At 43.5% G+C, this 12,610-nt stretch carries 7 protein-coding genes and 3 pseudogenes; 5 read left to right on the top strand and 5 right to left on the bottom strand.

Annotated features, from left to right (window positions below; genetic code table 11):
• Positions 1-2 precede the first annotated feature (2 nt).
• Complete coding sequence (locus N4T56_RS04260) at positions 3-1,376, top strand: sigma-54-dependent transcriptional regulator (protein WP_261732348.1); 1,374 nt, start codon at positions 3-5, stop codon at positions 1,374-1,376.
• A 7-nt stretch (positions 1,377-1,383) separates the two neighbouring features.
• Here the strand turns inward: N4T56_RS04260 and N4T56_RS04255 are convergent, their stop codons facing one another.
• The 3 genes from N4T56_RS04255 to tesB all read right to left on the bottom strand — a co-directional run bounded on the left by N4T56_RS04255 (position 1,384) and on the right by tesB (position 4,009).
• The gene (locus N4T56_RS04255) at positions 1,384-2,619 is read right to left on the bottom strand and encodes an MFS transporter (RefSeq protein ID WP_261732347.1); all 1,236 of its coding nucleotides are present in this window, start codon (positions 2,617-2,619) and stop codon (positions 1,384-1,386) included.
• A gap of 103 nt (positions 2,620-2,722) precedes the next feature.
• Positions 2,723-3,118, bottom strand: a complete 396-nt coding sequence (locus N4T56_RS04250; protein WP_390904108.1) for a YbaY family lipoprotein — start codon at positions 3,116-3,118, stop codon at positions 2,723-2,725.
• A 27-nt stretch (positions 3,119-3,145) separates the two neighbouring features.
• Positions 3,146-4,009 (bottom strand): acyl-CoA thioesterase II, encoded by an 864-nt coding sequence (gene tesB, locus N4T56_RS04245; RefSeq protein WP_261732345.1) that lies wholly within the window; start codon positions 4,007-4,009, stop codon positions 3,146-3,148.
• Between the two features lie 209 nt (positions 4,010-4,218).
• Between tesB and N4T56_RS04240 the strand changes: the two genes are divergently transcribed.
• Positions 4,219-5,112: a 1,4-dihydroxy-2-naphthoate polyprenyltransferase gene (locus N4T56_RS04240; RefSeq protein ID WP_261732344.1), complete on the top strand. Its 894-nt coding sequence runs from the start codon at positions 4,219-4,221 to the stop codon at positions 5,110-5,112.
• An 87-nt stretch (positions 5,113-5,199) separates the two neighbouring features.
• Here N4T56_RS04240 and gndA read toward each other — a convergent pair.
• Both gndA and N4T56_RS04230 read right to left on the bottom strand, forming a co-directional pair.
• Positions 5,200-6,730, bottom strand: a pseudogene (gene gndA / locus N4T56_RS04235) (NADP-dependent phosphogluconate dehydrogenase).
• 242 nt (positions 6,731-6,972) lie between these two features.
• Positions 6,973-8,895 carry a propionyl-CoA synthetase gene (locus N4T56_RS04230; protein ID WP_261732343.1) on the bottom strand — a complete coding sequence of 641 codons (1,923 nt, stop codon included), beginning with the start codon at positions 8,893-8,895 and terminating at the stop codon, positions 6,973-6,975.
• A 318-nt stretch (positions 8,896-9,213) separates the two neighbouring features.
• On the opposite strand from N4T56_RS04230, the gene N4T56_RS04225 reads away from it, so the two are divergent.
• From N4T56_RS04225 to N4T56_RS04215, 3 genes and pseudogenes are all read left to right on the top strand, one after another.
• Positions 9,214-9,624 carry a MerR family transcriptional regulator gene (locus N4T56_RS04225; protein ID WP_261734748.1) on the top strand — a complete coding sequence of 137 codons (411 nt, stop codon included), beginning with the start codon at positions 9,214-9,216 and terminating at the stop codon, positions 9,622-9,624.
• 117 nt (positions 9,625-9,741) lie between these two features.
• Positions 9,742-10,910: pseudogene (locus tag N4T56_RS04220) on the top strand (isovaleryl-CoA dehydrogenase).
• A gap of 86 nt (positions 10,911-10,996) precedes the next feature.
• Positions 10,997-12,605 (top strand): annotated as a pseudogene (locus tag N4T56_RS04215) (carboxyl transferase domain-containing protein).
• Positions 12,606-12,610 lie beyond the last annotated feature (5 nt).

Raw genomic sequence — 12,610 nt, 5'->3', positions numbered from 1 at the left:
ACGTGACCCAAATACAAGACATCAATGACTATCAAGTCATTATTGTTGATGATGAACCGCATATCGGCACAGTATTACAACAATTATTTAAGCTAGAAAGTATTAATGCATTAGCGATAACCGACCCACAAGTCATTGCAAGCCACATTACCCAAGGCTGGGCAGGCATCATTATTTCTGACGTAAATATGCCTCAACTCGATGGATTAAGCCTATTACAACAACTCAAGCACAAAGATAACGATTTACCCGTTGTACTGTTAACCGGTTTTGGCGACATCGCAATGGCCGTTGATGCACTAAAAAAAGGCGCTTATGACTTTATTGAAAAGCCCTTTAATAATGAGCACATTCTTGATGTTACAAAACGCGCCCTAGACAAACGAGCATTAACCTTAGAAAACCGTAAATTAAAGCGTGAGCTTGAGTCCCATATTGCCCCCGGATCTCGCATTCTTGGCAGTAGTCCAGGCGTGAAAAAGATGCGCCACCTAATCGACCAAGTACTCGACACCCCTGCCGACATCATGATAGAAGGTGAAACCGGCGTAGGCAAAGAGCTTGTTGCCCGTTATTTACATGATCACAGCTACCGAAATAAAGCCAATTTTGTCGCCATAAATTGTGGCGCTATTCCTGAGAATTTAATCGAAAGTGAATTGTTTGGGGCTGAATCAGGGGCATTTACCGGTATCGATAAACGCCGCATTGGTAAGTTCGAATACGCCAATGGTGGGACACTGTTTTTAGATGAAATCGAAAGCACGCCGATGTCTTTGCAAGTTAAGTTACTAAGAGTACTCGAAGACCGAAAAGTAGAGCGCTTAGGCTCTAACACCCCTATTGATTTAGACATTCGTGTCATTGCGGCCACCAAGTTAAACCTGCAACAGTTATGTGAACAAGGCCTATTTAGGCAAGATTTACTCTACCGCTTAAACTTAGTGACAATAGCAATCCCACCACTTAGAGAGCGCCTTGAAGATATTCCTATACTATTTTTACATTTTGCTCGAATTGCTTCTACTCGCTACCACAAAGCATTAATTGCCTTAACCGCCCAACAAACAATGGTGCTCACATCCCACGACTGGCCTGGTAATGTACGAGAGTTACGCAACTTAGCGGAACGCTACGTATTACTAGGTGCAGAGGCTGCATTCGCCGGTAACTTAGAGAACCACACCACCATGCATACCAGCATGTCATTGCAGCAAAGAGTAGAGTTTTTTGAACGTTTATTAATAGAAGATGCGTTAAATCACAATAAAGGCAGTATAAAATTGACCATGGAACACCTCGAGTTACCGCGCAAAACCTTGTATGACAAAATGCGCAAATACGACCTAGACCGTAAACAATTTATCGATAATTAGCCATGCATCAGTCTTCAAATATGAGTGCTTCGGTACTCTTTTGATGTATCCCTAACCGCCAAATTGCCACCAACAACAATGCCAACAGACTCATTGAACCAACCACAACGCCATTCCACTCGGCCTCATGCCAAAACAACATAAGGTAAGAGCCGCCTAAAGAAGCCCCTAGGTAATAACAGCATAAATACAATGATGTCGCTTTAGCACGGTGACTGGTTGCCCGCATAGCAACAAACGAGTTACAGCAACTGTGAGTTAAGAAGAAACCACATGCGGTGATTAAAAAACCGATAACAATCGCAACCAAAGTATCGACTAATGTCAGCAAAGTTCCACAGAGCATTAAACACAAAGCGACTCTAAACAATGGCAATGAACCATAGCGTAAAATCCACTTAGCAGACAAATATGACGCAAAGGTACCGCTTGAATAACATAAAAAAATCAAGGTAGCATTAAATCGACTTAATCCATATGGCTCGGCCATAATGTGCAGCTGAATAAAACTAAATTGATTCACCATCATCATAAACGCTAAACCACCCACAATGTAGGCTAAGCGCATTTGTGGGTCAGAGAAATGAAATACAAACCCATCAAAATCTTGTTTTATTTTACGTAATAACGACACCTTTTGTTTTATCACCGCAGGTTTGATTTCTTTGCGTGGCAATAAGTAAGTCACCAACGCGACACCAATTAATGTCACCAAAAATACTAATCCCATCGACGTTTGCCACGATAAATTTTGCGCCATTAAGCCGCCAAAAATCCGTCCGGCAATGCCGCCCATACTGTTAGCCATAATATACACTGCAGCGGCTTTTAACATAAAGCTAGGCGCTAATTGCTCTTTAAAATACGCCATAGAAATCGCTGGTACGGCGGCAAGTAAGGCTACTTGTAGCAAACGAACCCAAACTAATTCATCAAATGTTTGCGCAAAAATTAATAACACATTGGACGCGGCCAATAGCCATAAGCTCACCACAATCGGCGCTAAACGGCCAATTCGATCTGATAATACGGCATAAAACAATAAAGAGAAGGCAAGCGTGAAACTGGTAACAGAAAGTACCAATGTGGCTTGAGCGCCCGAAACATCAAAATGCTCAGCAATAGACGGCAACATCCCCTGTACGGTGTACAAATTAATGTAGACCACTACAGAAGCAATACACAATGCCCAAATTAAACGGGTTTGCGCATGAGAACGGTAACTCGGGGTTAATTCTGTCATGGACAACCTAAACAGCAAATTAGGATAGAAAACAGATTATTACCCGCCAAAAGAATAGGTCAATGACGGGCATACCAGTTTGTGAGCTAGATTGAGGAAGTGCTTATTTAGCGCGTTTCATCAATACTTCAGTGGTGAATTTGCCATTATTGATCACACGGTATTTATCGTAAGTCTGAAAAATGACTTTGCCATTGAAAGTGATCATCGCCACCACGCCATAATCTACACTACTATCGATAAGTTCAGCAGGTAAAATGAATTTAAACGGCACTGGGGCACGGGCAATATCAAAGTTTTTTTGAGAAATAATACGCCCAGGTGTTTTAAAATCGATAATCGAAATATTAATTTTACACCCTTGTGGCAGAGCAATTTTTTCTAAATAACCGGCGTAACCATTCACAATCACAGGCTTGGGCGCCTCAACGGTAACACACGCACTTAGCACTAAGCTTACGAGTGCAAATAAACTGACTTTAACCCATGTTGATAACATCATAATAGTATCCTTACTTCCTCATACTCATTGAGCTGTCATTCGTAACAAACCTTCTTGTGTTGCCGAAGCAACCAAACGTCCTTGCGTATCAAAAAACTGCCCAGTAACAAAGCCTCGTCCGCCACCCGCATTAGGGCTTTCAATGCTATAGAGTAACCACTCGTCCATATTAAACTGGCGGTGAAACCACATAGCATGGTCAATCGTTGCCATTTTCATCCCAGGGGTTAGGAATGAAACACTATGCGGCTGAGCTGCGGTCACTAAAAAATTAAAATCAGAGGCGTATGCTAATAAGTATTCATGAATACAATGATCGTTTGGTAACTGACCATTAGCCCGAATCCAAACATATCGCTTTGGTTCATTTGTTCCGGGTGCAAGTGGGTTAATAGGATTAACAAGACGCATTTCTATCGGCGAATCTGCCATAAACTTTTCGAGTATTTTCTTAGGTACTTTATCACGCATGGTTACGGCTAACTCTTGCTGATTCAATAACCCATCAGGATCTGGTACATCAGGCATTTGAGCTTGATGCTCAAAACCTTCTTCGTGCTTTTGAAACGAACAAGTCATATAAAAAATAGGTCGGCCTTTTTGAATCGCCTTGACGCGGCGTGCGCTAAAACTGCCACCGTCACGCATATTTTCTACATCATAAATAATCGGTAACTTTTCATCTCCAGCGCGTAAGAAATAAGAGTGTAAAGAATGCACATGTCTATCTTCGCTGACAGTTTGCTTAGCGGCACTTAACGCTTGCCCCATCACTTGACCGCCAAACACATGACCAAAACCAAGATCTTGGCTTTGACCACGAAACAGACCATCCTCAAGTTTTTCAAGTGATAATAATGACAATAAATCGTTTAATACCTGACTCATATAACCTTCTCGAACGCATAAATTAACACTTAAGGTTACCCTAGTTAACTAGAGGTTTTCTAGCTTATTCGTTGATAAAGTTTTGAATTAACATCATCTGATATTAATTTATAAAATAGTGATACAACGCAAAAATTCATATCAGCAGCTATTTTGAATTTTTGGTATGATATTAGCCATGGCTAATCGACACTTTATATCAAAATATTATGCAACCTAGTTCAATGCAATCTTGGTTTCTTGCTATTCGTCCACGAACACTACCTGCAGCAATCGATCCTTTGCTGGTAGGCAACATGCTTGCGATTGGCTTAAACCAATTTAGTTTTGTTATCGCTTTTACTTCAATGTTATGTGCTGTCTTGCTACAAATTGCGGTTAATTTAGCCAACGACTATTTTGATTTTAAAAATGGCATCGATACCGCCGAGCGCATCGGTCCAACCCGTGTCACCCAAAGTGGCATGATAGCGCCACATCAAGTTCGCAATGCTATGTTGGGTTGTCTAGTCACGGCGTTAGTTGTGGGCTCGCTGCTTATCGTCCATGGTGGTTGGCCAATTGCAATACTCGCGGCCGCATCAATACTAGGAGCCTTGTGTTATAGCGGTGGCTCTTACCCTCTGGCATCACATGGTTTGGGTGAAATAGCCGCATTTGTCTTCTTTGGCTTAGTTGCCGTAGTAGGCAGTTACTATTTACAAGCAGGTACTACCAACCTAACTGCTTGGTTACTGGGCTGCGCGATTGGATTTTTTAACGCGGCAATCATGCTGGTTAACAATACCCGAGATATTTCAACTGACACTAAAGCAGGTAAAAATACCCTTGCAGTTCGAATAGGCGAAGAACAAGCGAAAGTCTTGTATCAAAGCTTTGTATACTTGCCTTTCGGTATCATCATCGCAGGCTTTTTATTAGGTTCTCTCGATGGATTACCGGTATTGTTGTCTGGCGTATCGTTGGTGATTGCGCGGAACTTAAGCCGCGAGTTTCATAACAACTCAGGCGAAGCACTTAACCCTATTCTAGGTCAAACAGCCAAGCTCACCATGATATTCAGCGTATTATTTAGTATTGGCTTATTCTTTTCATTACGTTGATGTGGCTCTGCTTTACATCTAATGAATCAAATTAATAAAAAAAGGCGTCTCATGAATAATGAGACGCCTTTTTCAAACCTAAAACACCTACACTTTAGATAATGTGCGCTGTTTGGCGCTCCAATCTAAATGGTATTTCTCACCTGCGGGCTTATCGGTGCGCTCAAAGGTGTGCGAACCAAAAAAGTCTCGTTGACCTTGCAACAAGTTTGCCGGTAATGTCTCGCAGCGATAACTATCATAATAAGCAATCGCCGAACTAATGCACGGTGCAGGAATACCTTGCATAACAGAGGCCGCAACGGTTTTACGCCAATGAAGGTGCTTTTGCGACAAAGCTTGGCTAAAGGTATCTGCCATTAACAAGTTAGCAAGATTTGCATCTTCTTGATAAGCCTGAGTGATTGACTGTAAGAAGGTTGCTCTAATAATACAACCTGCACGCCAAATCTTAGCGATTTCAGCAAAGTCTAACGTCCAATTTTGCTCTTTTGCAGTCATCGCCATTAGCTGGAAGCCTTGGGCATAACAACACACTTTGGCGCAATAGAGGGCATCTTCAAGGTTTGCAATAAATTCCGCTTTTTCTGCATCGCTCAAGGTCATTTGAGCGGATTCCAGCTAACTTTGAACTTAATTGCATACGCAGGTTTTTCTGGGTACTGACTGCACGCGCATACACGGCTTCAGCAATCGTCGGCGCCGGGCAACCAATTTGTAAACTGCTCACCGCCGTCCATAAACCAGTGCCTTTTTGGCCTGCTTTATCTAAAATCATTTTAACTAACGGTTTACCCGTTAATGGGTCGGCTTGTTGCAAGACTTCAGCACTAATCCCCATTAAATAGCTGTTGAGTATGCCTTTATCCCATTCTTGGAAAATTGCACCAACCTCATGTTCAGATAGACCTAAACCCTCGCTAAGTAAATGATAGGCTTCACAAATAAGCTGCATATCCGCATATTCAATGCCGTTATGAACCATTTTAACATAGTGACCAGAACCCGCAGAGTCAATGTAAGTGGTACAAGGTTCGCCTTCAGTCACCGGGTTACCCGGCTCAAAACGCTCAATAGGTAAACCCGTTTGCGGATCAACTTTCGCGGCAATGGCTTTCCAAATCGGCTCAACATAACGCCAGGCATTTTCATCGCCACTTGGCATTAATGAAGGCCCAAAGCGAGCTCCAACTTCTCCACCCGATACCGCTGAACTAAAAAAGGTAAATTGCCCTTTGTATTTGGCTTCACGTTCTACGGTGTCAGTCCATAAGCTGTTACCCGTATCAATCACAATGTCTTGTGCTTCGATACCGGCTTCGATTAATGATTTACATACACCATCAACCGGGGCACCTGCAGGAACAGATAATACGATGACTCGAGGTTCAACTAAATTGGCGAGCATTTCTGTAAGATTATTACAAGCTTGCATGCGTTCTGTTGCATCGGCTTTACGCTCACTTTTTTCTTGAGATACCGCAGCATTGACTTTTTGAGTATCTAAATCAAAAACAGCTACATGATAGCCGTTATCTGCGATATTTAGTGCAAGGTTCTTGCCCATCACACCAAGGCCAATAACGCCGACGTGAGATTGTTGGGTGTGGTTATTCATAGCATTTTTTCCACAGGTCACAGAGATTAATCGCGTAATGCGAAACCATTTGGTTGGCAATTATAACGATTCTTGTAACTAAATTACCAGTAACAAAATGCGGAAACGCTGTTTTTAACAAAGTAAGCTCAATCTATTTCATTTGAGATAACATCTTGTCACAATTGAAAAAACCATAAAAACACTAGGATTTTATGGTTTTTTTTAACATAAACAGTGGCTCTATTGTGTTACAAAATGATTTATAACTTGGTTAACTCCGACGTTAACGCATTGGCGTAACCCATTTTAGTCAGCGCATTGCAAACAATATCCAAGGTTTGCGGATCTTCAATCGTGGCAGGCATGGTGTAATCTTGATTGTCAGCAATTTTACGCATGGTCGCCCGCAAAATTTTACCCGAACGTGTTTTAGGCAGTTTTTGTATAGCACTGACTAATCTAAACGACGCTACCGGATCGATTTCATGACGCACTAATGCAAGCAACTCTTTATAAAGCACTTCATCAGATAACGTTACTCCGTTTTTAAGCACCACTAACCCTAGTGGTACCTGGCCTTTAAGCTTATCTTGCACGCCAATAACCGCTGCTTCAGCAACAGCGTCATGCTGACACAATACTTCTTCAAAGCGCCCCGTTGATAGACGATGACCGGCGACATTAATAATATCGTCAATGCGGCTCATGATGTACAAATAGCCATCTTCATCGATGTAACCCGCATCCCCTGTTAAATAATAACCGGGGTACATAGATAAATAACTGTCAATATAACGTTTGTCATTTTGCCATAGTGTCGTGAGCGTGCCTGGTGGCAAGGGCTGCTTAATCACCACATTGCCACTTTCATTTGTGGCCACTTGCTCGCCCATCGCATCTAAAATTTCTACCTGATAACCCGGTACCGCCCTAGCAGGTGAACCAGCTTTAATTTCAATAGGATTAGTTCCCATCAAGTTGGCTGCTACAGGCCAGCCGGTTTCGGTTTGCCACCAATGGTCAACAACAGGTTTACCTAATTGTTGCTGACTCCATTTGAGCGTTTCAGGATCGCAGCGCTCACCCGCTAAATACATTTGCTTAAGGCACGATAGGTCAAACTGTTTAATAAATTCACCTTCAGGATCTTCTCGCTTAATCGCACGGATAGCCGTAGGTGCAGTAAAGAAGCTACGCACTTGTTTTTGTTCGATAATGCGCCAAAAAGCGCCTGCATCTGGAGTACCTATCGGTTTCCCCTCATACATAATTGTGGTTGCGCCCACAAGCAATGGCTCGTAGACAATATAAGAATGCCCAACTACCCACCCAACATCGGATGCAGCCCAAAACACATCACCTACACCAACGTCATAGATGTGTTTCATTGACCATGTTAAAGCAACAGCATGACCACCATTATCTCGAACAACGCCTTTAGGCTGCCCTGTTGTACCCGAGGTATACAGCACGTATAAAGGGTCTGTCGCATCTAATGACACACAATCAACATCCTGAGCATCAACCAATGCACTGTACCAATCAAGATCCCTTGGGGCATATAATTCGGCCTGATACTCTGTGCGATTTAAAATAATGCAATGATCCACTTTATGTTGAGCTTGAGATAATGCGTCGTCTAATAAAGGCTTGTACGGCACCACACCCGACGGTTCAATACCACAAGAAGCAGATAAAATTAACTTAGGTTTTGCATCATTTATCCGGGTTGATAATTCATTAGCGGCAAAGCCACCAAATACCACAGAATGAATCGCGCCAATGCGCGCGCACGCTAACATGGCATAAGCGGTTTCTGGTACCATAGGCATGTAAATGACGACGCGGTCGCCTTTCGTCACACCCAATGATGTCATTAAACCCGCTAGACGTTTAACTTGAGCTAATACAGAGTCATAGCTAATAGAATATTCATTTTGAGTCACTGGGCTAATATAATGGATAGCCGTTTGTTCACCTCGACCAGCAAGCACATGACGATCAACAGCGTTAAAACAAGTGTTCATTTTGCCATCTGCAAACCAGCGATAAAAAGGCTTGTTACTGTCATCTAACACCGTGTTCGGTGCAATGTCCCAACTGATGGCCTCTGCAGCTTTTTGCCAAAATACTTCGGGCTCGGCTATCGATTGTGCGTGCATTGATAGTCCTAAGTCAGCCATATTGCTCTCCATTAATTAGCGTGTATTGCAATGATTATGAGCAGAATTAATTAAATAGCCCTATTAGACAAAGGGATAATAGACGATGAGATATTCAAAAAAACCTTAGGTTTCAACTGCCTGACAAGCTTAAAAGCGGCCTTATTCATTTACACAAAAAAGTACGCTATAACAGTTGGTTAAGGTATAATATGTCTTCATTCGACAAGGTAATGTCATACTCCAAACAGCAATTAATGGTCAAATTACGCCCCGCAAACTTTACCTTTACGTAAACTTCATATATCTTGCATCAAAAGAAACCATTTTGGTGACATGATGAGCGCAATCCATAGCCCACAATCCACATATTCAATTAGTGACTTATCAAAAGAATTTGATATCACCACCCGCAGCATTCGTTTTTACGAAGACCAAGGCTTAATCAAACCTAAGCGTCGCGGACAAACCCGCATATACAGTTTAAAAGATCGCGTTCGATTAAAGCTTATTTTACGAGGTAAGCGCCTTGGATTTTCACTAGCAGAAACCCGCCGGTTGTTTGAGCTTTACGATGCCGATAAAAGCAGTTCGACTCAGCTCAACACCATGCTTGATTTAGTTAACGAGAAGAAATCAGCACTTCAACAACAAATGGACGACATTAAAGTGGTGTTAATGGAGCTCAATTCCGCCGAACAGCAATGCAAAGCAGCACTAGAAGATAATAACAGTAAAAAGATTAAGTAATCACAACATGGCTGACTCAATTCAGCCAGAGCGTTACCCCACTGCCCAAAACGTACCCTATAACGTTGGCAGTCATGATTGACAGACAATAATAAAAATTCAACAGGACACAAGCTAATGAGCGACTTATATACCAGCTTAAACTTTGGTTTAGGTGAAGATGTAGATATGTTACGTGATGCCGTTCGTGGTTTTTCCACCAACGAAATTGCCCCAATTGCTGCCCAGGTCGATATCGACAATGCGTTTCCAAATCACTTATGGCCAGCACTTGGCGAAATGGGATTACTCGGCGTCACCGTGGATGAACAATATGGCGGCGCTAACATGGGCTACCTAGCCCATGTAGTGGCAATGGAAGAAATCTCCCGCGCATCAGCGTCTATTGGATTAAGTTACGGCGCGCACTCAAACCTATGTGTTAACCAAATTAACCGCAATGGTAATGACGTGCAAAAGGCAAAATACCTGCCTAAGCTTGTGAGTGGTGAACACATTGGTGCATTAGCCATGAGCGAGCCTAATGCGGGTTCAGACGTTGTATCTATGAAATTGCATGCCCGAAAAGAAGGCGACCGCTACATTCTTAACGGCAATAAAATGTGGATCACCAATGGCCAGATGCACACACCTATGTGATTTACGCCAAAACCGATCTTGAAAAAGGCACTCATGGTATTACGGCGTTTATTGTCGAGCGCGGATTTAAAGGATTTAGCCAGGCACAAAAACTCGACAAACTCGGGATGCGCGGCTCAAATACCTGCGAGTTAGTATTTGAAGACTGTGAAGTGCCAGAAGAAAACATCTTAGGCGGCCTAAATAATGGCGTAAAAGTGTTAATGAGTGGGCTAGATTATGAACGTGTAGTGTTGTCTGGTGGCCATTAGGCATTATGTCTGCTTGCATGGACATCGTTGTGCCTTATATTCACGAGCGCGAACAGTTTGGGCAATCCATTGGCCAGTTCCAATTAGTACAAGGCAAACTGGCTGATATGTACACAGGTATGAACGCTGCTCGCTCATATGTTTACAGCGTAGCTAAATCTTGTGATCGCGGCGAAACCACCCGCAAAGATGCTGCTGGCGCCATTTTATACAGTGCAGAGCTGGCCACCAAAATGGCTTTAGATGCGATTCAATTACTCGGCGGCAATGGTTATGTGAACGAATACGCCACCGGCCGTTTATTGCGTGACGCTAAGCTTTACGAAATTGGTGCAGGTACCTCAGAAATTCGCCGCATGCTCATTGGCCGCGAGACTCTTTAACGAGTCAAAGTAACTCTACCCTGCCCCTTAGGGCGGCATATCAGCATGTTATGACGCCCTAATCACGTCCCTATTTTTTGCTTCATCAAGGATATAGAAATGACGCAACTTAGCAGCCGTATCAATCCTCGCAGTGACGAATTTAAAGCCAAGTCAGACAGCATGGCGTTACTCGTCGACGACCTTCAACAAAAGCTCGCAAAAATCGAGCAAGGTGGCGGATATGTTGCACTTCAACGTCATCTGTCGCGCGGCAAATTATTACCACGTCAGCGTGTCGAAAAGTTACTTGATCCAGGTTCACCCTTTTTAGAAATATCGCAATTTGCCGCTTTTGAAGTGTATGACGAAGAAGTCCCCGCCGCGGGCGTTGTTGCTGGTATTGGCCGCGTCAGAGGCGTTGAGTGCATGATTATCGCCAACGATGCCACCGTAAAAGGCGGCACCTACTACCCTATTACGGTTAAAAAGCATTTACGGGCACAAGACATTGCCAGCCGTTGTCATTTACCCTGCATCTACCTTGTCGACTCAGGTGGAGCCAACTTACCTCGCCAAGATGAAGTCTTTCCAGACCGCGATCATTTCGGGCGTATTTTTTACAACCAAGCCCAAATGTCTGCCAAAGGTATTCCGCAAATTGCCGTGGTAATGGGCTTATGTACCGCTGGCGGAGCCTATGTACCGGCTATGGCCGATGAGTCAATTATTGTTAAAGAACAAGGCACCATCTTTTTAGCTGACTCACCGCTTGTCAAAGCCGCAACGGGTGAAGAAGTCAGTGCAGAAGAGCTTGGCGGCGCTGAAGTACACACCAAAATATCCGGTGTCGCCGATCATTTAGCCCAAAATGATGAACACGCCCTTGAGCTTGCTCGCCGTGCAGTACTGCGTCTTAATCACCAAAAAGAAATCAAAAGCTTATTAAGCCCAGTTAAACCACCAAAATTCGACATCCATGAGTTGTATGGCATTGTCGGTACCGATCTTAAAAAGCCGTTTGATGTAAAAGAAGTCATTGCCCGTGTGGTAGATGACTCTGACTTTGACGAATTTAAAGCCAACTATGGCGCAACCCTCGTGTGTGGTTTTGCTCGCATTCATGGCTACCCCGTCGGCATTGTCGCCAATAACGGTATTTTATTTTCTGAGTCGGCGCAAAAAGGCGCTCACTTTATTGAACTGTGTTGCCAACGTAAAATTCCATTACTGTTTTTACAAAATATCACCGGCTTTATGGTGGGTAAAAAGTATGAACACGAAGGCATTGCCAAACACGGCGCCAAAATGGTGACTGCGGTGTCTTGCGCTAAAGTACCTAAATTTACCGTGATTATTGGCGGCAGTTATGGTGCAGGCAACTACGGCATGTGCGGCCGAGCGTTTGAACCCACCATGATGTGGATGTGGCCAAATGCGCGTATTTCGGTCATGGGTGGTGAGCAGGCCGCGGGTGTATTAGCCACAGTGCGCCGCGATGGTTTAGCCCGTAAAGGCGTTGAATGGTCTGCAGAAGATGAACAAGCTTTCCGTAAGCCGATTGTTGAGCAATACGAAAAAGAGGGGCATCCGTATCATGCCAGTGCCCGTCTTTGGGATGATGGCATTATTGATCCGGCCTCAAACACGCGACGTGGTTGGGCTCGCCTTATCGGCAGCATTAAATGCTCCTATTGAAGACACCCACTTTGGGGTGTTCCGCATGTAATTGTG

Source organism: Shewanella phaeophyticola, from assembly GCF_025398315.1.
In the GTDB taxonomy this organism is placed as follows: domain Bacteria; phylum Pseudomonadota; class Gammaproteobacteria; order Enterobacterales; family Shewanellaceae; genus Shewanella; species Shewanella phaeophyticola.
The sequence above is the reverse complement of the archived record's forward strand: the minus strand, read 5'-3'. Positions and strand labels throughout refer to the sequence as shown.